A 23,776-nucleotide genomic window follows, 5' to 3' on the forward strand; every position below is an offset into this window, starting at 1 on the left:
TTAGCGTATAGTACATGATGCTTTATTGTAACTTTATCCTACAACATCGTATCCTGCCGCTTCAATGGCTTCTTCCACTTTATCAACGCTAGCGACGACGGTATCCAATGTTACGATAACGGATTGACTTTCTACGATTCCCTGTACTTCAATAATACCAGAAAGAGAACGTACAGATTGTTCAATAGAACGTGCACAAGTTTCACACATCATCCCTGCTACTTTAATTTCAAGTTCCTTCATGCACTGTACCTCCTGTTCCCCTTATTTTTTATTTTACCCGTTGCTGCTTGTAGTCCTCATATCACTTGCTTACTTGATTTTGTACTACTTAGCTTCGTACTGTATCGTAAAGAAATTTTTATCTTTTTTCCATTCAAAACCGTCTATTTTTTTTGCAATGGCATCTACTGCAATATACGTTTCAAAATCACCTTCATCATACATCACTTCACCGTTATCATATGAAAAAGATAATACCGTATCATTGATGACATATTTGAGTAAATTATTTTTTTCATCTAACCATTCTACCTCTGCAGAAAGCAATGTTAATAGCAATGAACTTGGTACATAGAATGTATTATCTTGTTCCACATAATGCGATGTATAGTAAGATGGAATCCCGTTTATTTTCGTTTCAAGATACGATGTGAACTCTACTTCCACTTTACTAACACCAGCGTGCTGCAAAGCAGCAATGATCTGATCTGCCTCACTAGATGCTGCAATGTCTGGAGTGATACCGTAATTGTCGATATCGTGTTTGTCCGGTGTTAAGTATTTGTGGGTCGTTAAGTACAACACACCGCCATTTGATAAATCATAACCATTTTGGATGGCTGCTTTTCCATAAGTTTGTTCGCCAACGATTGTTGCGATTTCATGATCTTGCAGTGCAGCCGCCAAAATTTCTGATGCACTAGCAGTATTATAGTTCGTCAAGACGGTAATAGGGAATTCCGCATCTGTACCTCCGTCAAGCTTCACTGCTTCCATGTTCCCTTTATTATCGACTTCATACATGATCACTTTATCTTTCATCAAGTTCTTTGCTACTTCTTGCATCTGGTCCACATAACCACCAGAATTATCTCGAAGATCTAGTATTAAAGATTTCATCCCTTGCTTCTGCAAGTTACTAAGCACTTCCTTAAATTCCGTGCCTGTTTTATCATTAAACTCATGTAATTTTATATACGCTGTTTGTGAATCAGCCATCAAACCCATTACCGTTGGCACATAATAAGAAGAAATAATCAGCTCAACCTCAACTTCTTTTCCTTCTCTTTCAACGACAACCGTTACCAACTCACCCTCTACGTTATCATAAATCATAGAGAATACACTTATCTCTCCTACTGCTACTTCCTCGCTTGTCACATCGATATCATTTATTTTTTTTATGGTATCACCAACTTGAAGCTTGCCATTCGCTACGGATTGTTCATAAATGTAAGAGACAAAGATTTCTCCTTCGTCATTATAAGAAAAATCAAAGCCAGCATCAGTGTAGTTGCCTGAATAGTAAGCTTTTGTCCCCACTACACCTACTTCTTCACTTGGTGAATAATAACTAATATACGGATCGTCTGTACCGTAATAACTAATTCCATCTATAGCTGCATCTATCATTCTATTTAGATCACTTTCATAAATACTATGCTCATTAATTAAGTGAATGACTTCTTGCACTACTTCTGTTTCATCATATACTACTCCCGTTTCACCTTGTGCTTCTTCTGCAAAACTATACGTAGGCATAACTAGAGTAAACATAATTATAGCAATAAACATATAACGAATTTGATTCCATTTCATCATTTCTATCCCTCCAAATGAATGTAAGTCAGTGAAAAAGTATGTAAATAAGTTGGTTGAACAACTTATTTATAAGATAAAGAAATATAAGAATACAAGTTTACGCCTCAGTTGCCAGCCGTAAAAGTTGTATGAGATTTCTTTATCTTGTGTTTAGCGGTAATAAGTTGGTTGAACAACTTATTTATAAGATAAAGAAATATAAGAATACAAGTTTACGCCTCAGTTGCCAGCCGTAAAAGTTGTATGAGATTTCTTTATCTTGTGTTTAGCGGTAATAAGTTGGTTGAACAACTTATTTAATAATGAAACGTATAATATATTCATATTTTTACCATACCTTCAACTCGTATAGTATACCATACTTTCACTATCCTTGTTTTTATGTCAATCGATGTCAATCTAGAACGAAACTTCTATCATAAATATCATGAAGATGAGCCTGAAATAATCTGCTGTAACTGGCTTTCTAGTCCATCTCGATAAAATATATTGTATGTGTCAAAAGGAATAATACGTCCATCAGGATGCGCAATGTGTACACATGATTTTTTAACAGAGCGAATATCAAAATTGTATGGATCTAAAAACTGCATAATGAGCACACGAAAAACGTGATCATAACTTATGGAAGGCGGAGCTGATACTTTGGGCAAACAACAAAGTAAATCTTTCAATGAAGCAGCAGAAGATGCAGGTGAATGACTGGTGGAAAATAAGTTAAAAACCTTTTCTTTCATCTGTTCATCCTGCTCAAATACAATCGTATTCCGTTGCCCCTCTAACAAACTATCTGGTTCAATAAATTGCGTTAGCGGAATAACATCTCCTTCTAACTTCAACGCATACCCCATAGCTAAACAATCTGGATGACAAGGAACGGGAATCATATCTTTCTCTGAGAAAACGTCGCTTTGTGTAATGATATTCCTCCGCACTTCGCTTAGTGTTAATCTATCTAATTTGGGATCAAAGTCTTCTAATCTACCTGCACTTTGAATAGGCTGAAAAGTTACACCTCTAACCGCTTTTTGCTGTAATGCAAAATCAATTATTTTTCCAATTTCATCATCGTTCCATCCTTTTTTGACGGTCACTACGAGCGTAGTAGAAACATTGTGTTCATTTAAGTGTGCAAGTGCCTGCTGCCTGATGGCAGTTAGATCTTTTCCACGTAATGATGTTAACGTGTCTGCTTTAAAACTATCAAATTGCACATACAGTTCAAAACCAGGCATGTACTGTGCTAATTTTTCTGCAAATGTTTTATCCTGTGCAATTTTAACGCCATTTGTATTTACCATGATATGTTTAATCGGTTTAGACTTAGCCAGATCTAATATTTCAAAAAAATGTGGATGAAGCGTTGGTTCACCCCCACTAATTTGTACGATATCGGCCTCTCCTTCATTTTTAACGATAGCATCAAGCATATACTCGATGTCTTCCATCGAACGATGACTTTTATGAGGCGCAGATGATGAATCAGCGTAACAGATCGGACATTGTAAGTTGCAGCGATCCGTAATTTCGAGTAACGTTAAACAGCTATGCTGTTCATGATCAGGACAAAGACCACAGTCGTATGGACAGCCATATTTAATCGGTGTGTTCCATCGCTGGGGCATCTCGGAAGGTTTAATAAATTGTCTGCATTGCTTGTAATATTCCACATCGTCAGAAATGAGCACTTTTTCAGGTCCGTGTGTGAAGCAATATTTAGATAAATATACTTTATCGTCTTGTATGATGACTTTTGCTTCTACTTTACGTAAGCATACAGAACAAATACTATTCGTTAATTCGTAAAACAAGTAATCACGATTTTTTGTCGCCATCTTTTTGACCTCCAATGATAAGTCACAAGTCATATTATATTTATAAGACATATTGAAGTAAGTTACGTTGCTGTTATCGTTTTGATCGTGTTCATCTTCTTCATCTTTCTCCTTACTAACCAAATGTAATATACAATCCCGATGCACGCTGCAAGTTGAATATTACTCAATCCGAAGTATGGATGAGGTGTTGGTTTTATCCATTCAATAAACAATCGGAACGTTAAATAATAGAGCATAAATAGTTGAAATCGGAATCCCTGGTGAAATACACTACCTCGTTTTTTCTCTATGTAATGCACATAACCTAGCAGCAGCATAAAGCACAATAATGCAGCTATTTCATATAATTGTGTAGGATGTCTCATGATCCCATCACCAAAATTCACACCAGTCATCCATGTTGTCGCTGTACCATACGTACGATCAGATAAACCAGTTAAAAAGCAACCTACTCTACCTATACACATTCCGATGACAATCGGGATGACCATATCATCACCGGTAGATTGTTTGACCCCTACAAATCGCTTGCTTATTTCTACACCAATCAAGCCTCCTAGCAGTCCACCAACAATCGTTTTTCCTTCCATCAAATAAGTTAAATCATTTCAATTATTATACAGCAATAGCGGATCTTCAAACCAATATAACACTTTGGAACCAATAGCAGCCCCAAGCCCTGCACCAATCACAATCCAAATCGCTTTATCAAAACTCATTGCACCTTTAGTACGCGTCCACATATACACCCGAAATCCAATAAAATATGCGAGCATTTCAAATAACAAATGAGGATGAATAGTAAAAGAACCAATAGAAATGAAAACAGGAAAATCCATCATGCAACTCCTTTTTAAAACAACATTTCATGCATTAAATACCCACAGAGACTAGAACAGACCCAACACACGCTATACTAACTAAAATAGTGATGATAGCACCTAATATGACCCCTTGCATCAATCGTTTATTGATCATGCTAAAAACGACAATAGCTGGCCCAACGTATACAAATTGAAACATGGCAACGTAAATGATAAAATACTCCTCAATATAGCGAGGAAAAGGGGTGATGTAAAACATAATACTTATCAGTAAAGCAAATACAAGTTGCACACGATAAGCAACTATCGTTTCTCCTAAACTATAACTTTGGTTTCTTTTATGGTATATGAGTACACATAGGAAGCTAATCCACATTGTAATCACAAGAAACCATAACAGTGATGAAAATGAAATGTTTTGCAAACTTGAAGCAACGATAATATGGGTGATAAAAGTAATGATTGTTCCTAGTGTAAGCAATAGCTTTTTGTTATCACCGAGTGAGGAGACCATTCACCTTACACCTCCTTTAACTTGACTCATTACATATGTAATGTATCGGTTTCTATCATGGTCATCATAAAAAAAGAGCTGTTCTCAAAGTGAAAATCAATGTACTTTAAGAACAACTCTAGTTGGTTATGCTCTATTGTCAGATAGCGTGTTGGTCAAAGATGATGTTTTGTCTTGCACATCAAACTTATCTTTTTTACTCTCTTTTCTAAACCATTGTGCAAAGATCGATGCTAACACGAATGCATACACAAATTCCTGAACTAATTTCATCGCCACGCCACCTATCTGCTGATCTTCTAAAGGTGTAACGTTAGTAAAGTATTCTGGTCCACTAAAATTTGCAAGCAATGTGCTGGCGTCTAATGGTACACAATACCCTAACATAACAGCCCACTCTGCCGGATCTGTAAACGTCGTATACAAAGCCGTGGGCGAAAAAATAATTAGCGCACATGCCGGAGTAATCAATGCACCATTCAAAAACATATAACCCGTTTTCTTCAACCCACTCAACGTGTCTGTATCAGGTAAAGGATTCATAACAGGCCAAAACATAAGAAAAGCGGAAATATATAAAATGATCAAGTAAATGGTGTGAACACTATAGTTAGTCATTACTGCATCATGAATAATCGGTATGTGATAAAAAGAAAATAATCCATTAAACAATATAGCGGTAAAAATGGGATGAACAATAAAAGAAAGCTTTTTGAAAAATGAAGCTCTGAAAACGGCTTGGTAAAACCAAGCAGGTATACTTAATAAAATAATGGGCGGTAAAATAATAAATTTAACCGACATAGAAATCATATGTGCACTAAACATTAAATGAGCAAGCAAGTCTAAAGGACCGCCTTGCGCAAAATAAAAAATAGCTATTCCAATAATAAAATACATCTTTTTTCTCAACGGAACGGGCTCACTGTTTTTAAACTTGTGTCGCCATGGTCCTGTAATAAGTAAATAAAGGACAATCAAAGCAAGTGATGAAATCATAACGTACGGACTCCACACTGCACTAAAACTAAAATATTCTAATCCAAACATCATAGCTACCTCCCCTACTATATAGTATAAAAATGAAAAATGGCCCCATACTGAAGCCAACAATGAGTACTATAGAATATACTAAACAAAGAAAATAAGTAAAGATAGAAAGCATTTGCCTTCTATCTCCACTTCTTATCTATTGTATCCTACCACCATACCCAATACACAGCCATAATAACACAAGTAAACATAACAAATGTCCCGACTATTAAACCAGTTATGGCGTAGAAATGTCCGCGATCTTTCATATGCATCCAATAAGCTAACTGCAATACCACTTGCACCACTGCCATAGCCAAAATAAGAAATACAACAAAATTCTTATTTAATGTCTCATTCAACACTGCGATAAAGGCTAAAAAAGTGAGAACCATGGACACAGCGTAAGTAATAAAGTGATACTTTGGACCTTCGTGATTATCTCGTCTTTTGATGTTTGTAACTGGCTTTTCTTCAACATGATTATTCATTAAAAGCCCACCTCTCCCATCAAATAAACAACAGTAAAGATAAATACCCATACCACGTCAATAAAGTGCCAATACAATCCTGCTACATAAAACTTTGGAGCAGTGTACGTCGTAATTCCTTTGCGCATACCTTGCACAATCAAAATGGTAATCCAAGCTACACCGAGTGCAACGTGAGCTCCGTGAAAACCAACTAGAGCATAAAACGATGAACCAAAAGGACTGGACGAAAAAGTATGTCCTAAGTGTACGTAATGATAAAACTCATATATCTCTAATCCTAAGAATGAGAATCCGAGTATGACGGTTACAATTAACCAGTTGATCATTTGTTTCGCATTACCTCTATGCAATGCTTGTGTAGCTAATACACTGGTCAAACTACTCGTTAACAATATGAACGTTGCGATGGCAACTAGTGTCATATCAAATAAGTCTTTTGCAAGAACACCATTGCTTTCTCCACGAAGCGCAATAAATGTAGCAAATAACGTTCCGAAAAGAACGGTTTCTCCACCAAGGAATAGCCAGAAACCTAAGACTTTATTACGACCTTCAAGGGTTGCCTTTTCAGGCTGATGCATTATTTTATTTTCTCCTTCATGGGATGCGTGACTCATATTTTCGCCCCCTCATCTTCAAGCTCTTCAACTTCTATATGATATCCGTGATCATCGATAACAGAACGTAAGAACATACAAAGTAATGTAATGCCTATACCAACAAACGCCACAATAAAGTTCTCAAAAATAAAATTCAAGAAATCGTTATTCAATCCACCATCTTGATACATGAACCCTAATCCAGCCACAAACAGTCCAAATGACATCACAAATGGCAAGATAGAAGCGTTAGGCATGTGAATCGGACCAACTGGTTCAGCAGGTGTCATGCCTTTATTTCCTTGCACTTTTTCATAGAATAGAGGATCTATACTACGAACAAGTGGAAGCTGTTTAAAGTTGTATTCTGGTGTAGGAGAAGGTATAGCCCACTCTAACGTACGGCCATCCCATGGATCTGCTACAGATTTTTTCTTCTTTGCCGTCGTGATCACGATATTGATCACCGTAGCCAAAAATCCAATACCCATTAAAAATGCACCGATAGAACTTACCAAGTTCATTGTATCCCAACCTTGGTTCGGTAAATACGTAAATACACGACGTGGCATACCCATTAAACCAAGAATATGTTGTACGAAGAAAGTTAAGTGGAATCCAATATAGAACGTCCAGAACGTAAATTTACCTAGTCCTTCGTTAAGTTCTTTATTGAACATACGCGGCCACCAGTAATATGCAGCAGCGAATAAACTAAGTACAATTCCACCTACAATAACGTAATGAAAGTGTCCTACAACAAAATACGTATCATGCATCTGCGCGTTAGCTGGAGCAACAGCAAGCATAACCCCTGTCACGCCCCCCATAACAAATGTAGGGATAAATGACATCGCAAACAAATTCGCTGTGTTATACGTAATTTGACCGCCCCATAATGTAAGGAGCCAGTTAAATACTTTCATTCCTGTAGGTACTGCAATCAACATCGTAGCTACAGCAAACAATGCGTTTGCAACAGGTCCGAGACCAACAGTAAACATGTGATGCGCCCAAACCATGAAACCTAAAAATCCAATCAACATCGTTGCAAATACCATGGATGCATATCCGAATAAGCGCTTTCGTGAGAAATTACTAATGATATCAGAAATGATTCCAAATGCCGGCAAAATCAATATATAAACTTCAGGATGTCCAAAAATCCAGAATATATGTTGCCATAGCACGGGGCTACCGCCACTTGCAACATCAAAAAAGTTTGCGTCAAACAAACGATCAAATGTTAATAAAATCAAACCAACTGCAAAAGCTGGGAAAGCAAATAATATAATAATAGATGCTACGAAAGTTGCCCAAGTAAATAAAGGCATTCTCATGAACGTCATTCCTGGCGCTCTCATGTTAATAATCGTAACTAAGAAGTTAATACCACCAATTAACGTACCAATACCAGCAATCTGTAAACCGATAGTATAAAAATCCACACCTCTACTCGTACTAAACTCATTTGAAGCTAGAGGTACATAGGATGTCCATCCTGCATCTGGCATACCACCAGTGAATAAACTAATATTCAGCAATAACCCACCAAATAAGAACGTCCAAAAACCGAGCGCATTTACAAATGGAAATGCTACGTCACGAGCACCAATTTGTAGTGGGACAATTGCATTCATTAAACCAAACAATATCGGCATCGCTGCCAAAAATATCATCGTGGTTCCATGCATCGTTATAAGTTCATTAAAAATTTGTGCCGTATCATCACCGAATGCTCTAATATCTGGAAACATTAACTGTAAACGAATCAGTAACGCTTCTATTCCCCCGATAACAAAGAAAAAAGCACCAGCAATTAAATACATTATTCCTATTTTCTTATGATCGACCGTAGTCAACCAGTCCATTAAACCCTTGTACTTTTTTGCCTTATGAGCCAATGTTCTAGCCTCCCCTTATCATTCCTTAAACCCTCAATCTAGGCTTTGTAAATATTCAACTAGTTTATCTAACTCTTCATCGCTAAGAACGTTTTCAAAAGCAGGCATATCGCTTACACCTGGTTTCATTTTGTTAGGATCTTCAATCCAAGCTTTAATTTCTTCTGCATTATTGTCTTTGAAACCAGCCACTGTTTCACGATTCGCAAACCCTTTCAAGTTTGGAAAAATACCCTTTTGTGTTGCATCGATTGCATGGCAACTAATACAATTGTTCTTGAATATTTCGTATCCTTCAGCAAGTTCAACATTTTCTACCTCTTCCGGGTAAGGGGTTTTCATGTCTTCCACCCATGTATCGAATTCATCTTGCTCAAGAACGACCGCCTTGAAATCCATGAGAGCATGAGACTGACCACAAAGCTCCACACATTTACCTTTTAAAACACCCGTTGTGTTGGCATCATAATATAAAACATTTTCTGTACCAGGTATTGCATCCATCTTTCCGCCTAAACCTGGAATCCAGAATGAGTGCAAGACGTCACTTGCAGTTATTTTAAACGCAACGGTTTTATCCACAGGCATAACTAAATCCTGAGCAGTGTAGATATCTAACTGTGGATAGTTAAATTCCCACCAGTACTGGTGACCCACTACTTCTACTAATAAAACATCTGGGTCTTCCGTTAAATCTTCACCTAACACAAATGCATAAATTACAGTAGGAACAGCCAAAATAGTAATTAAGATCAAAGGAATAACAGTCCATATAATTTCTAACTTGTGACTTCCTTCTACTTGTTCTGGATAGTCCTTGTCACTTTTCTTTCTTCTGAAACGTATGATTGCATAGAAAAACAGTGCAAATACAACAGCTAAAACACCAAACATGATTCCTAATGATAAATTAATGAGAAAAAGCTGACTTTCACCGACACTACCTTGAGGATTAAGTGGACTTGCTTCTTCTGTAAAACTACAGCCACTTAATACTAAAGAGAGTGTCAACATCATTAGGAGAAACATCATAAACTTTCTCCGTTTCACAATATCAACCCCACTTCGTCCTTGATATGTAACAATTTTGTAAGTAATTAGAACATAAGCCGTCCAAAAAACAAAGCTTACCACGTTATTACTATAAAATTCTTAAACTTTTTTGTCAATGAATCTTGTAAAGTTCACAAATTGTTCTAATAATGGAGCGTGAAATTCTATGAATAAGAATCTATTATATTGCCTTTCCATTTTACTGCTGTTCTCTTTATTTATGATTTCTTGTAACTATAGAGAACAATATGAGCAAAGTGACAGTGACTTAAGTTCTAAAGCTGCATATGAAAAATATGAAAAAAGCCCTGTAGCATATGGCCACACCATACCGAATATAAAGCATCATGAAAATGAGTACTTAGACTTTCAAAAAACTACATCTAATGAAGTCATGAAAATAAAAGGAGTGGGTCAAGCTTATGTATTTGTAACGAATAAAAATGCTTACGTTACCATCATGACAAGAAACAATGCAACAGGTATAAAAAATAGCGAGACCATAGACCAAAACAAAGGCGGTGATATCAACGCACACCCAAGCCAAATTATGCAAAATTATAGAAGTGCTCCGATTTTACCAAGACCAGAAAACATCTCTCACATACTCAAACAAAAAATAGCATTATGTGTAAGGTCCTATCACACCCCATTACAGGAAGTGTTTATTACAGCCAACCCAGACATGATGAACCTATTTGATGATTTCGCTAAAAAAACATATGGAGGGGAACCTCTGCAACCATATGTGAGCTCATTTAATGAGGCTGTAAAAAATCACTTTGGTGAATAGTCACATGAAATATCCCATGGTAATCACCTGGGATATATTTTTATTATGTTTTGTTTCATTACATTAGTACTATATACCTCTTCATTAATACTATACTTTACTATATGATAAAAGAATACATTAATGATGGAGGTTTATATGGAATTTATCGCTTTGAATATTGTTTTAACGTTTTTCATCATTTCTATCGTTTTGTTTATTATTAATATTTTAACGAGTGTTTGGGCATATCGTGACAGTTTACGTAAAGGAAAAAGCAAAGAATATGCGATTTTAATACTTGTCGCTACTATATTTTTTCCCATTCTAGGAATTATCATTTATTTGATTATTCGAAATGACTAACGAGTAAAACATATGTTCAATTCAGGAGGAGCAGACAAGAGGGTATATCATGTATATTCCCTTCTATCTGCTTTATTCTGGTTTCTTGTAAACTCCCTTTTCCTATTTGCATTCTCATTTACTACTTCACATCGTTGCTCGCTAAACTATATACTTATTTGCTTCTGTTCCCACTCACTTAATGTTGGATGTTCCCTTGTCTCTTTATTTTTTTCGTATTACAAAATCTTTTTACTTTACATGCTTTATCGATGCTTATTACACACTTACATGGGTAACGCTCACTTTGTCCTCTATCACTGTATCCCTAACTTTCCAAACTGCAAAAAGGGCTAGTAATAACATGAATGTCATGACGGAAAAAGCATGCAGGGTACTGATTTGATGAATAATGGAGGATAAGATGAAAATAGACGTCGTTCGAATCAACAAACCCATCCCTTGTACAAAACTGCTTACTCTTCCTATGATGTCATTTGGGACAATTTTCATCATGATTACGTTCCTACCTACCCTTGTTCCTGCATTTCCTAAACCAAATAACAACGATGCCACAAGCAACATGGCTACATTAGGAATAATAATAATGCTCATCATACCTATAGTAAAAATAATCATCATCGTAAAACACGCTGTAAAATCGCCGTACTTTTTCATTAATATTGTCATCATAAACCCAGCTAAAATGGCACCTATAGCATAAAACATTTCAAAAGAAGCGAACACTTCTAGTCCTGCACCTAGCGTATCTTTAATATGAATGGGGTTGATATAATTACCTATCATAACCATGACGAAAGGGATGAAAGTACCTAGCAAAAACAATAATAATCGCTTACGATTTTTTAAATACATAAATCCTTCTGAGATGTTTGCCCATGCCTTTGACTTTTGTAACCGCTCTGATTGCTTCGCCGTATATGGAATGAACATAATAAAGCTAATAGCAATCACATACGTCAACACATCGATCCACAAAATAGTAAACAACGATAAATACTTCATCGCTAATGCTGTTATACCTGCACTAATCATGGCTGCTGTTTGCCCTTGAATTTCTAGTGCACTGTTCAACGTTCGATATTGTGATGCATCAAATATTTCTTGGCAAAGTGCAATTTTGGCAGGAATTTGTAAAGGGTAATAAATATAACTCAACATAAGTAATACGACAAAGTGCCAAACATCCAAGCCTTGAGATACGTAACCAAAGCATAAAACGAGAAACGTAATAGTTAAGCCAAATACTTCTGCGAAAATAATGACTTTTTTCCTAGAATACCGATCCACCATCGTGCCTAAATAAGGCAGTATTAAAAACATCGTAATATTCATAACCGCAATGACATAGCCGTAAAGTTGTGCACCATTCGCTGATTGAATTAAATTCCACGTAACTACCGTTCCGGAAATACCTAATCCTATAGAAGAAAATAAATTAGCAGTTAAGATGGCATGTAGCCTTTTATCTTTTAGAATCAAATTGATCGCCCTCTTTTCTAGTCCTCTTCCTGTGTATAATTATTTTAACTTGTATTTTCCAACTTGACCTCGGGGAAAAGGTCTACTTCGACATCGTAAAAAAGCCCGAATACCCTTCGGACTTTGTACTACTTTAGTCTGATTTCATGTTTATCATGTATTACTTTCCACATCCAAACCATGCTTCACGGCGTAAATAGCAGCCTGTGTCCGATCTGCACAACCAAGTTTACCTAAAATATTACTGACGTGTGTTTTTACTGTCTTCTCTGTAATGGAGCATGTTGCAGCAATCTCTTTATTGCTAAGACCTGAAGCAATGTATCTTAATATTTCCGTCTCTCTCGGCGTAAGCGCTTCTACTGGCTGTTCATCATTCACTTGATGATCTGCTGTACTTGGATTTGTAGGATGTTGAACTTGATTCATCACCTGTCCTGCTACAGTAGGATCTAAATATGATTGTCCGCTATGTACAATTCTAATCGCTTTTGCTAATTCAACTGGTTCTATTTCTTTCAGTACATATCCATTTGCTCCTGCTTGAATCGCTGGAATGACGTGATCTTGGTCTGCAAATGTCGTGAGCACCATAATTTTTATATCTTTATATGTTTGCCGTATAGCCTTTGTCGCTTCTACTCCGTCCATTACAGGCATCATTAAGTCTAATAATATGACATCTGGCATCCATTGTTTTATTTTTTCCAATGCTTCCTGCCCGTTACTTGCTTCCCCTACGATATGAAAATCTGCTTGTGTTTTTAAAAAAAATTGAAGCCCTTTCCGTACTATTTTATGATCATCTACAAGCATAATATTAATACTCATCGTTTCTTCACCCCATTACTTGCTTCTTATTTTATTTCTTTAGTGGTAAAACGACGGTAACGACTGTCCCCTGCTGTGGGTTACTATCCACAACACATTTCCCGCCTAAAGCTTACGCTCTCTCTTTCATACTATGTAAACCAAATCCTGATGTGGTTTCCTGTTTGTCAATGCCTTTCCCAAAATCGATGACCTTCATGTTCACCTCATCCTGTGAACAGTGAAGGTGGATTTCTACTGTGTTGCAATTCGCATGTTTACGCACATTATTCAACGCCTCTTGTCCTATACGCCACAACGCTTCTTCCATACAGCGATCCATATTCTTCAAACCTTTTATATGTGTTTTAACCTGCAAACCAAGCCGCTGTCCATAGTTTTCAAAACCTTTCAGCAGCCCTGCCTCCAAACCCATCGGACGTAATTGCATGATTAAAGCACGCATTTCTACTAAAGCACCGCTAGATAAAGATTGAATATCATCAAGTGCTTCTCTCATCTCAGCAAATGACGTTTGTGCTGGCAACTTGTTTTCCTGCTGTTCTGTTTGTTGTGTCTGTTGCAACAACCCTTCCATTCCTTTGGCGGTCAATTGCAACGAAAATAAAGATTGATTAACCGAATCATGTAAATCACGTGCTAATCGATTACGCTCTTCCCATTTGATTAATTCATGTCGCTGCTGACTTATTTTCATGTTTTCTATTTGCAATACCATTTGCTTAGACACATTTTCAAGTATCTCTCTCTCCACGACACCAATTTTTTCAGGTGGAGAAAACCGCAAATATATCGCTCCTATCATATCGTCTGCATAGGTCACAGCCACAGCTAGTTCGTAATGCTGACTTATGGTCATTTTTTGTTGAAAAGCTTTCTTTACGATGTCTGGACTTTGGTGTTTATCGTTAGTATGAAAAAATAAACAGTCCCATTGAAAATTTTCCCGTAGCCAATGCATTGTCACACTAGGTATCTCGAATGATTGTTCTACATGGTTCCATTCACTATTCAACTTACCTAACTTAGCAAAATAATCTGCTCGCATCCGTTCGGTTTGAAATAATGTGACACGCTCTAATGCTGTACCGATTTGTAATGCTACGGACTGCAATAATGCCAGCTCTTCCTCATTAAAATGTTCTTTGCCTGGTGCTGCCACATTTAATAAACCTCGCAGTTTATCTCCAGTGCGCAAAGGAATGGTAGCATGGTGTGTAATCCCTTTCGTGTCCCCCCATTTATACTTGATTGCTTCTTCGATACGTTTGCAATTAATAATGTTTACTGCGTTTTGTAATCTTCCGTCCCAAAATCGATTCAAACACCAACAATCTCCCCGTTCCATCACTTGTTTATCGTCTTTTTGCAATGCAGGAGGTAGTCGATAGTCCGCTTCACATGTATAATATGGTTCTTCCTCTATCATGTAAATCCAACCTGTCGTTAAACCTGTGACCTCTAACAATTTTTGCAACACTGTATGCAACATATCTTCGATTTCCACACATTGATTCAACAGTTCGGCAATCGTCTGTAGTGTGATTAATTCTGATTCATTCATTTTTTTCAGCATGAATTTCCCCCTACTGTTCGTTCCTCTATGTAGCCCGCCATATACGTATGCAGCTAATTTTTGCCTAATGATCATTTTAATCATGCCGTAGTTTGTATTATGTTAAGTTTGACATTCGATGTATTCTTTTTCAAGCATAATTTATACTCACTCCACTCCACTCTCATATTTTTCAATCCCATCCCCCGTTAAAAAGTTCACAAACAACAAAAAACTCTCATACTTACAGCGTTTAATCACTGCAGCATGAGAGTTTCGAGAACTTTTTGAGTTTTGTATAAAAGGCATTAGTGTAACGGTTGGTTTTCCAATGCCTTCTGTACCCTTGTCACCCCTTGCGACATGACATGACCTCCGCCAAGTGCAGCTGCCACAGCGACGCTTTCCATCACTTCTCCATGCGTTGCACCATGTGTCAGGGATTCATGCACATGATAATATGTACACACTTCGTTGTTAGCAAACATACTAATGCCTAGCGCAATCAACTGTTTTTCTTTCGCTGATAATTCCCCTTCTTTAAAGCACTCGCCTGTAAAGTGATGATAAGCTTGCACCACTTGCGGTGATTGATCTTGCATATGTCCTACGCCTATTTTATATGCACCTATTTTGTTATCCATTTGTTGTTCATCCATTGCATACCCTCCTGTTAGTAACCATCTATTTTGCTTTTTTGGTAAAATAATGCCTCTTTCATCTTTTACTTATGTTATGTTGCCCATTTTTTTCATGTATATGTTACTCCGTTGCAGTAACCATTTATTCACACTATCATGCAGATGTCTTTAACGAATTTCATCATTTCCTCATTTCATTTAACAATGTACTTTTTAAGCATGAATTCTTGTCAATAAAACGTCTTTGTTGGTTTGTACAGGCTTGATTTGTTATGGTTTGTACACGTGACTGTACCGTCTTATGCAACGCATATCATGGTATACTATATAGAAGATGAAGAAATGATCTAATACAAATTTACGCCTCAGTAGCCAGGCGTAAAAAGTGTGATATTGAGATTTCTCCATCTTATGAATAGTGGTAATAAGTTGGTTAAACAAGTTATTCAACTTATATATAAAAACAACCCTTTCAAGGATAGGAAAAAGGAGAAAAGCATCATGTATAAAATGATCACAATTGACATTGATGATACGTTACTAACGGATAGTAATGAAGTAACAGAAGGTACGAAACAAGCGCTACAAGCTGCAACAGATCAAGGTGTTGTGGTGACGTTAGCAACGGGGAGAATGTTCGCCTCTGCAAAGAAAATTGCAAAGCAATTGGACATTAACGTGCCTATTATTACTTATCAAGGGGCGCTTATCAAAAATTGTCTTGATGAAGACACCATTTATGAACGTTATTTGCCACAAACCGTTGTAGCATTTATGTTTCAATATGCAAAGGAACATGACCTTCACATTCAGGCGTACTATAACGATCAGCTTTATGCGCAAGAAGAAAACGAAAAGCTCATTCAGTATTGTCGTTTATCTAATGTAGCGTATATTATTGAAGAAGATATGTCTACATTAAGCCACTTACCTTTATCTAAACTCATTATTATTGATGAGCCGGAAGTGTTAGATGAAATGAAAAACCATCTTGATCAACAAATTGGCCAAGACGTTCATATGACAAAATCAAAGCCGAACTTCCTTGAATTTGTCCACAAAGAAGCAACGAAAGGGCACGCTGTACGATTCCTCGCTGAACATTATGACTGTGATATTGCTGAAGTCATCGCCATTGGAGATAGCTGGAACGATCATGAAATGATTGAAGCTGCTGGACTAGGTGTTGCCATGGAGAATGCAGTAGCACCTCTAAAGGACGTTGCCAATTATGTTACTCGCTCAAACAATGAAGAAGGCGTGAAACACGTGATTGAGAAATTCATATTGAAGAACTAAACACAATGAATAGAAAAACTACAAGAAATGAATGAAGTAAGAGGGGTTGCTTAACCCCTCGATCTCTCACACCATCGTATGTGATGCTTGGTAAAAGTATAAAAAGGTGTATGATGTGAGGAGTTAATTTTCATATGCGGTTCATTTTATTTACTTTTAGCAATGATTTTTTAAATATCTCTCCTCAGTGCTTTTAACACATCAACACGTGTTGCTCGCATTGCTGGTCTTATACCAGAAATGATTGCAATGCCAATACAAATCGTTACTGCAATGATAACAAGCGAAAGCGGAATATAGGAAAAAATAAAATCTTCTGGTGGTTGTCTCTCAATTGCTAACTCTAATAGTACAGGCATAGCTACATTCACCATTTTGCTCAGTAAATAAGACACACTCGTCCCAATGATTGCCCCAATAAAACCGATATACGCACTTTCAATTAAAAACAACTGACGTATTGTGGATGGGTGTGACCCTATAGCTTTCATAATACCAATATCTTGGATACGTTCTGTTACTGCCATCGTCATCGTATTATAAATCCCGATAGAAGCGATAATGATAGCTATCACGCCCACAAAAATAAGCCCAGCTTGAAAAATAAAGAAAAACGAACTAAATTGCTCGATTTCACTAATGACAGCATAAGTAAAATAGCCTGCTTCGCTAATTGCTTTATTTGTCTCTTCTACGTATTTTACATGGTCCATATATACTTTTACATTATCATATTGTTGGCTATCTCCTAAGGATACACCATGATTAAGTAACAGTAATTCATCAATCACTATCTGTTCACTTGAAACCCATTCTTTCTTGGGTTCTTCTATAATCCCTACTATTTTTACTTCCATTGTAGTACTTTCACCAGTTACCATGATGTTTATTGTTTTATCCAGCCATTGCTGCGTATCTTCTATATTACGAAAAGCACGTTCTGAAAAAACATCGGAAAAATGTGCACCAACAACTACTTCATTTTCCTTTTCAGGATATTTGCCATAAGCCAACTCCAACTTGCCACTTTGCTTTAACGCTTCCATAGCGGTAATTTCACCAAAGATAGATGCATCAGATGTAGTGTCGTCGTCATCCTCCATAGTCAGACCAGTAAAATTGCTGCGGGTAACAGCCTTTACGTGGTCTAATGACTCAAAGTACTGTATGTCGGCTAACGTTATTTGTCCGAAGTCACTGTCTATACGACTATGAATATCAATTTCCGTTACTAACGCATCAGCAGTCAATTCATCCACCACAGTCTTTTGCACACCAAATCCTACCGAAGCAATAATAATTAAAAATGCGCAGCTCATTGCTGTGGCAAGTACCGTCATAAATGTGCGCATGCGATTCTTTTTCACGTTTTGTCTTACAAATTTCAATTTATCTTTCCACTTCATATCGCATGGCCTCCTTCCGCAATGCGGCCATCTTTCATCAGTAATGTCCGGTGTCCGACTTTTGCGACTTGTTCATCATGCGTAATAATTAAAAATGTAATACCATGCTCTTCATTTAACTGCTTAATAAAGTGCAATAGGGATTGCTCATTTTCACTATCTAAACTTCCTGTTGGTTCGTCGGCTAAAATAATTGAAGGATTTAACATTAATGCTCTAGCAATACTCACTCTCTGTTGTTGTCCTCCAGATAATTCACTCGGATAATGTTCCATGTATTTCTCGATATCTAGCCTTTTCATCATGTCCGTCACTTTATTTTTTCTTTCTGCTTCAGGAACGCCATGAAGAATAAGGGGAAGCTCGGCATTTTGCATTGCGGTCATACTAGGGATAAGCTGAAAATTTTGAAAAACAAAACCTAAATGTTGTAAACGAAAATCGGCCCATTCACCTTCGGTAAAATGGGTGACTTCCGTATCGTTGATCATTATTTTCCCTTGTTGTGGTTTAATGTAACCACTAATGAGATGTAGCAATGTAGATTTTCCAGTCCCGCTGCGTCCCATAATAGACAATATCTCACCTTGTTCCACTTTTAAATGAATATCATGCAGGACAGGTACTTTTCGTTTATGTTTCTTAGTTCCGATTTCAAATGAATGGTTTATATTTTCTAATTCAATCATTTCACCTTTCATCGCCTTCCTATAATCATATTTATTTATTTCAAAAAAAAAACCTTCTAGCGTAGTACAACCAAACTCTAGAAAGTCACATCCATACATTAACTATGTAATTTTCGTTTAGGTAGCTTCCAATGATACTTCACAGAAAGCAATCTCAAGCTGACAATGATGGCAAACAAAACATATAACTCCCATGGGTCGTTCGCCCAACCAAGACCAATGACAAGGCCTCCCAGCATAGCCCATAGCGCATATATTTCATCTCGGAAAATGAGCGGCTTACGATGAGCGAGCACGTCTCGAATGAGACCTCCCCCACTGCCCGTTAGCAATGCGGCAAAAATGGCAGCACTTATCGTATGCTGCATCTCCACGGCATACAGTGCGCCTTGAATAGCAAATGCCGAAAGTCCAAGCGCATCAAAAAAAGTCCAATGTTTAATATAATTGAACCACAAATTTGGGATAACGAATACGATCGTCATCGTGATGATAGCAATCATAAATAAATTTCCTTGTTCCCACAATCGATCTACAGGCACTCCGATTAATAAGTTCCTCGTTGCCCCGCCGCCGAAAGCTGTGACCAGTCCAAGAAAGTAAACACCTAATATATCATATTCTTCTTCCATTGCTACGATAACACCAGAAACGGCAAACGCAATCGTTCCAATAACATTCCATATATCCCAGGTCAATCTTTCTCTTCTCCTTTAATACACAACCATGCCATGTTCCTTACACTAAGAAATAGAACAATTCCGGATTGTCGTTGATTTCTACATAAGCGTAATCTTTTTCTTTCATGCGTTTTATTAACCCATGATAGTCATCACGATGTTTGAGCTCCACACCAACCATAGCAGGGCCATCGCCTCTATCATTCTTTTTGACATATTCGAACCTTGTAATATCGTCATTAGGCCCTAATATTTCATCTAAAAATTGTCTTAATGCACCGGCGCGCTGCGGGAAAGTAATAATAAAGTAATGTTTTAACCCTTCATAAATCATGGAGCGCTCTTTTATTTCTTGCATACGATCTATGTCATTATTTCCCCCACTAATGACACAAACCACATTCTTTCCTTTTATTTCTTCTTTATAGAAATCCAATGCCCCAATAGATAGCGCACCTGCAGGCTCCACAACGATAGCATGGTTATTATAAAGCTCTAATATCGTCGTACATACTTTTCCTTCTGGAAGCACTAAAATGTCATCGACTACTTTTTTACACATTTCATAATTCAGTTTTCCTACTTGTTTAATTGCTGCTCCATCTACGAACGGATCAATCTCATCTAACTTCACCACTCCGCCCTGATCAAAAGCTGTTTTCATTCCTGGTGCGCCTTCAGGCTCAACACCAATAATTTGTGTTGTAGGGCTAAGCGCTTTAATGTACGTTCCCATTCCGGAAACTAAACCACCGCCGCCAATGCTGGAGAATACGTAGTCAACAGATTCATGTATTTGATCCATAATCTCTAGTCCTACCGTACCTTGTCCAACAACCGTATGTATATCATCAAATGGATGTATAAACACCATCTTCTCTTGTTCACAATATTCTTTTGCTTTTTCAAATGAATCATCAAATGTATCGCCTGTAATCACGACTTCAATTTGCTTACCACCAAAAAACTTTACTTGCGACATCTTTTGTCGTGGTGTGGTGGCAGGCATAAATACTTTGCCTTTAATATTTAACATCTTACAGCAATAAGCTACGCCTTGCGCATGATTACCCGCACTGGCACATACGACTCCACGTTTCCTTTGTTCTGCTGATAAGTTTCTTATGGCGTTATATGCTCCGCGAATTTTAAACGAACGAACAACTTGTAAATCTTCTCGCTTCATGTATAAATTACATTCATATTTTTCAGATAATAAATCACTCTTTTGTAAAGGCGTACGATCAATAAATTTACTGAGTGCACGCTCCGCGTTTATAATTTCTTGCAAGGTTACATTGCTCATTCTTCTTGTCCCTTCTCCTACAAGATGTTGTACAAAAATATTTTAGCATAAATATGAATGAAGTTATAGAGAGAAGAAGAAACATCATGATTTGAGAAACGCTTTAGAGTGAAACATCATCAAACCTTTGAGTACTAATGACGTATTCATTTTATGGTTACTTTGATACAACGATGTTGTTGATATTACATGTATGTGCAAACATTATAATCGATAATAGATTAATGTCCGACTTCTCTCCCTCTCCAACCGTTTTAACTGTATTTGATTCTCATATATTTTTGTTAATGTTCTTTTTTGTGTATGACGATGAATGCGATGTTGAACCCATTGTTTTATTGTTGTATGATTGTGCATATTTTTCCCTCCCCAAGAGTTAGAACGTATTTATTTTTTATTGTATATTTAGTTTAACGGCTATCGTTTTCCGCCGAAACCGGCTTTAGATGGGTATTCCCCCTCAACTTTAGGCGGAAATGTAACTAGACTTAAGTCCAATAAAAAAAGCAATTTCCTACAGTGAGGAAATCGCTTTTAACTTATTTTGTACTATTTTACTTTTATAACACTGCTACTTTGGTATTTTTCTTTTTACTACCCAGTTTATTTTTATTCTCTTGAGTCTGTTGTTGTTTCTTCCCTTTTTGTAATTGATACATGTTGAAGTATTTCCCTTCTTGTTGCATCAATTCATCATGGTTACCACGTTCTACGATAACCCCTTTATCCAATACGAGAATTTTATCTGCATTTTTAATAGTAGAGAGTCGATGCGCAATAATAAACGTCGTTCGACCTTCTTTCAATACATCTAATGCATGTTGAATGATCGCTTCTGTTTCCGTATCAATATTCGCTGTAGCTTCATCTAATACGAGAATGGCTGGGTTAAAAGCAAGTGCTCGCGCAAAGGAAATGATTTGTCTTTGCCCTGCAGAGAGCGTGCTCCCTTTTTCTAATACTGGCTCGTCATATCCATGCTCTAAATTTTTGAAAATTTGAGCTGCACCAATGCGATTTAAAGCATCGTCCACTTGCTCTCTCGTAATTTTCGGATCATTTAAACTGACATTGGACGCTATGGTGCCCGTAAATAAAAACGGATCTTGCAGTACGATACCTAAATGTTGACGCAATGTTTGATGTGGTATCGATTTAATTTCTTCCCCGTCTATACGAATTTCACCATGCTGCGCATCGTAAAAACGAAGCAATAAGTTCATAATGGAACTTTTCCCTGAGCCTGTGTGCCCAACTAAAGCGATCGTTTCCCCTTTATTGGCCTCAAACGAAATATGTTTAAGGACTAATTCATTATTGACATAAGAGAAAGATACATCATCAAACTCTACATTTCCTTGTATACGTTCTTTTTTCTCATCTGCTACATGGATACCCTTTTCATCTAACAATTGGAACACTCTTTCCGTGGACACCATCGCTTGATTCAGCTCTGGCAAACGGTTCACAATTTCAACTAGTGGGTTAAATATTCGACCTAAGTAATCGATAAACGCATACAGTACTCCCATGGAGATGATCGAAGTAGAGCTGATGGTTGCCCCACCAAAATACCAAATCACGGCAACGAACGAAAGATTTCTTAACGTTCCTACTAAGTTATGTCCTGTCATGGCGTTTAAATTAAGCAGTTTATTTTGGAAATGGAAATGTTCCTTATTGAAAGTTTCAAATTCTTCTTGTCTTTCTTTTTGTTTATTAAACGCTCTAATGACAGGCATCCCTTGAATGGATTCGTTAATGTTTGCATTAATATCACTAATTAACGTCCTAATATTATGATTGTACTTGGAAGCAATCGTGCGATACATCCACATCCAAGCAAAAATAATGGGAACGACAATTAAACATATTAATGCTAAGTTCGTATCCAAGAAAAATAAAGCGGTTAATGCCCCACCGATGTACATAAAGCTAGTCACAAAGCTTGCTAATACCGTAACAAACAATTCTCTGATCGTTTCGGTATCGTTGGTAACTCTCGATACAATTTTACCTGCTGGCAATGTATCGAAGTATTGAATATGCAAACGCTGTAAATGTCCGAAAAGATCTGTTCTCATTTTTTGAATGATACGATTTGCAGCAAGCTGCAATAAATAGCGTTGACCGTAATGGAACAGCGCGGAAATTAAGATCAGTCCTCCGAAAATAGATGCGAGTTTAATGATCGGATTAATTTCTGGTTTGTAAAATAAATATAGCTCTTCTTTGCTCAGTGGCGTTGCATTATAAAAGACAACATTTTCCCCACGAGTAATGCTTAATTGCCCATCGCTATATTCTCGCTTTCCATCCGAAGATGAAATGGCTTCATTGACAAAGTAGTATGTCGTTCCAGCTTGTAGTATATTGACTTCCGCACCTTGTGATTCTCCTGCTGAAAAACGATCACTTCGTTTGTACCAAACTCCTTCATATTGCACAGCATCTTCGGATTGTTCTGATACGTACCACGGTCTTTCAATACCTGTTACGTGATTATCTATTATATTTTTCATAATGAGCGGACCAGCTAGGTCCGCTGAAGCTGCAACGATCAATAAAGATAATGCGATTAATATGGTTTTCTTATACAAAGCAGCGTAGCTTAGTAATCTCCTTGATATGGACAACCACTTCACCTCCTATGATTAAACCGTATAA

24 protein-coding genes are annotated in these 23,776 nt (G+C 37.1%); 3 read left to right on the forward strand and 21 right to left on the reverse strand.

The annotated features are described in order from the left end of the window. Nucleotides 1-33: 33 nt before the first annotated feature. The 11 genes from D1Z92_RS08240 to coxB form a co-directional block, all read right to left on the reverse strand. Nucleotides 34-243, reverse strand: a complete 210-nt coding sequence (locus tag D1Z92_RS08240; protein ID WP_128895190.1) for a heavy-metal-associated domain-containing protein — start codon at nucleotides 241-243, stop codon at nucleotides 34-36. Between the two features lie 84 nt (nucleotides 244-327). Beyond that, the gene (locus tag D1Z92_RS08245) at nucleotides 328-1,824 is read right to left on the reverse strand and encodes a S41 family peptidase (RefSeq protein WP_128895191.1); all 1,497 of its coding nucleotides are present in this window, start codon (nucleotides 1,822-1,824) and stop codon (nucleotides 328-330) included. A 425-nt stretch (nucleotides 1,825-2,249) separates the two neighbouring features. Next, a complete protein-coding gene (locus D1Z92_RS08250; RefSeq protein WP_128895192.1) occupies nucleotides 2,250-3,659 on the reverse strand; it encodes a radical SAM protein in 1,410 nt (469 codons plus the stop codon). 62 nt (nucleotides 3,660-3,721) lie between these two features. Then, nucleotides 3,722-4,252 carry a prolipoprotein diacylglyceryl transferase family protein gene (locus D1Z92_RS08255; protein ID WP_240666628.1) on the reverse strand — a complete coding sequence of 177 codons (531 nt, stop codon included), beginning with the start codon at nucleotides 4,250-4,252 and terminating at the stop codon, nucleotides 3,722-3,724. Between the two features lie 18 nt (nucleotides 4,253-4,270). Further along, nucleotides 4,271-4,501 (reverse strand): hypothetical protein, encoded by a 231-nt coding sequence (locus tag D1Z92_RS17580; RefSeq protein WP_240666625.1) that lies wholly within the window; start codon nucleotides 4,499-4,501, stop codon nucleotides 4,271-4,273. Nucleotides 4,502-4,535: 34 nt separating this feature from the next. After that, nucleotides 4,536-5,000: a hypothetical protein gene (locus D1Z92_RS08260; protein ID WP_128895193.1), complete on the reverse strand. Its 465-nt coding sequence runs from the start codon at nucleotides 4,998-5,000 to the stop codon at nucleotides 4,536-4,538. 126 nt (nucleotides 5,001-5,126) lie between these two features. After that, nucleotides 5,127-6,053, reverse strand: coding sequence for a cytochrome c oxidase assembly factor CtaG (gene ctaG / locus D1Z92_RS08265; RefSeq protein ID WP_128895194.1), 927 nt, complete (start codon nucleotides 6,051-6,053; stop codon nucleotides 5,127-5,129). 146 nt (nucleotides 6,054-6,199) lie between these two features. Beyond that, nucleotides 6,200-6,523, reverse strand: coding sequence for a cytochrome C oxidase subunit IV family protein (locus D1Z92_RS08270; RefSeq protein ID WP_128895195.1), 324 nt, complete (start codon nucleotides 6,521-6,523; stop codon nucleotides 6,200-6,202). Continuing rightward, entirely contained in the window at nucleotides 6,523-7,143 is a 621-nt protein-coding gene (locus tag D1Z92_RS08275; protein ID WP_128895196.1) for a cytochrome c oxidase subunit 3, read from the reverse strand. Before D1Z92_RS08275 ends, D1Z92_RS08270 begins: the two co-directional genes overlap by 1 nt. Then, complete coding sequence (gene ctaD / locus D1Z92_RS08280) at nucleotides 7,140-8,996, reverse strand: cytochrome c oxidase subunit I (protein WP_128895273.1); 1,857 nt, start codon at nucleotides 8,994-8,996, stop codon at nucleotides 7,140-7,142. Before ctaD ends, D1Z92_RS08275 begins: the two co-directional genes overlap by 4 nt. A gap of 66 nt (nucleotides 8,997-9,062) precedes the next feature. Then, nucleotides 9,063-10,079, reverse strand: a complete 1,017-nt coding sequence (gene coxB, locus D1Z92_RS08285) for a cytochrome c oxidase subunit II (protein ID WP_240666626.1) — start codon at nucleotides 10,077-10,079, stop codon at nucleotides 9,063-9,065. Nucleotides 10,080-10,248: 169 nt separating this feature from the next. On the opposite strand from coxB, the gene D1Z92_RS08290 reads away from it, so the two are divergent. After that, a complete protein-coding gene (locus D1Z92_RS08290) occupies nucleotides 10,249-10,875 on the forward strand; it encodes a hypothetical protein (RefSeq protein WP_128895197.1) in 627 nt (208 codons plus the stop codon). Between the two features lie 138 nt (nucleotides 10,876-11,013). Then, entirely contained in the window at nucleotides 11,014-11,220 is a 207-nt protein-coding gene (locus D1Z92_RS08295; protein WP_128895198.1) for a hypothetical protein, read from the forward strand. A gap of 258 nt (nucleotides 11,221-11,478) precedes the next feature. Here the strand turns inward: D1Z92_RS08295 and D1Z92_RS08300 are convergent, their stop codons facing one another. From D1Z92_RS08300 to D1Z92_RS08315, 4 genes are all read right to left on the reverse strand, one after another. Then, nucleotides 11,479-12,702 (reverse strand): MFS transporter, encoded by a 1,224-nt coding sequence (locus D1Z92_RS08300; protein WP_164931513.1) that lies wholly within the window; start codon nucleotides 12,700-12,702, stop codon nucleotides 11,479-11,481. A 153-nt stretch (nucleotides 12,703-12,855) separates the two neighbouring features. Then, nucleotides 12,856-13,533: a response regulator gene (locus D1Z92_RS08305; protein WP_128895200.1), complete on the reverse strand. Its 678-nt coding sequence runs from the start codon at nucleotides 13,531-13,533 to the stop codon at nucleotides 12,856-12,858. Nucleotides 13,534-13,645: 112 nt separating this feature from the next. Next, entirely contained in the window at nucleotides 13,646-15,109 is a 1,464-nt protein-coding gene (locus D1Z92_RS08310; RefSeq protein WP_164931514.1) for a GAF domain-containing sensor histidine kinase, read from the reverse strand. A gap of 287 nt (nucleotides 15,110-15,396) precedes the next feature. Further along, nucleotides 15,397-15,747 carry a carboxymuconolactone decarboxylase family protein gene (locus D1Z92_RS08315; protein ID WP_128895202.1) on the reverse strand — a complete coding sequence of 117 codons (351 nt, stop codon included), beginning with the start codon at nucleotides 15,745-15,747 and terminating at the stop codon, nucleotides 15,397-15,399. 483 nt (nucleotides 15,748-16,230) lie between these two features. Between D1Z92_RS08315 and D1Z92_RS08320 the strand changes: the two genes are divergently transcribed. Then, entirely contained in the window at nucleotides 16,231-17,028 is a 798-nt protein-coding gene (locus D1Z92_RS08320; protein ID WP_128895203.1) for a Cof-type HAD-IIB family hydrolase, read from the forward strand. A gap of 170 nt (nucleotides 17,029-17,198) precedes the next feature. Here D1Z92_RS08320 and D1Z92_RS08325 read toward each other — a convergent pair whose 3' ends face one another. From D1Z92_RS08325 to D1Z92_RS08345, 6 genes are all read right to left on the reverse strand, one after another. Continuing rightward, a complete protein-coding gene (locus D1Z92_RS08325; protein WP_128895204.1) occupies nucleotides 17,199-18,434 on the reverse strand; it encodes an ABC transporter permease in 1,236 nt (411 codons plus the stop codon). Beyond that, entirely contained in the window at nucleotides 18,431-19,123 is a 693-nt protein-coding gene (locus D1Z92_RS08330; RefSeq protein WP_128895275.1) for an ABC transporter ATP-binding protein, read from the reverse strand. The genes D1Z92_RS08325 and D1Z92_RS08330 overlap by 4 nt, the downstream gene beginning before the upstream one ends. A 98-nt stretch (nucleotides 19,124-19,221) precedes the next feature. After that, entirely contained in the window at nucleotides 19,222-19,821 is a 600-nt protein-coding gene (locus D1Z92_RS08335) for a trimeric intracellular cation channel family protein (RefSeq protein WP_128895205.1), read from the reverse strand. Nucleotides 19,822-19,861: 40 nt separating this feature from the next. Next, a complete protein-coding gene (gene ilvA, locus D1Z92_RS08340; RefSeq protein WP_128895206.1) occupies nucleotides 19,862-21,109 on the reverse strand; it encodes a threonine ammonia-lyase IlvA in 1,248 nt (415 codons plus the stop codon). Nucleotides 21,110-21,313: 204 nt separating this feature from the next. After that, nucleotides 21,314-21,466: a hypothetical protein gene (locus tag D1Z92_RS17285; RefSeq protein ID WP_164931515.1), complete on the reverse strand. Its 153-nt coding sequence runs from the start codon at nucleotides 21,464-21,466 to the stop codon at nucleotides 21,314-21,316. 203 nt (nucleotides 21,467-21,669) lie between these two features. Continuing rightward, on the reverse strand, nucleotides 21,670-23,745 hold the full coding sequence (locus D1Z92_RS08345) for an ABC transporter ATP-binding protein (protein WP_128895207.1): 2,076 nt from the start codon (nucleotides 23,743-23,745) through the stop codon (nucleotides 21,670-21,672). Between the last annotated feature and the right edge of the window lie 31 nt (nucleotides 23,746-23,776).

Source organism: Longirhabdus pacifica (assembly GCF_004115085.1).
In the GTDB taxonomy this organism is placed as follows: Bacteria; Bacillota; Bacilli; order Paenibacillales; family DSM-105158; genus Longirhabdus; species Longirhabdus pacifica.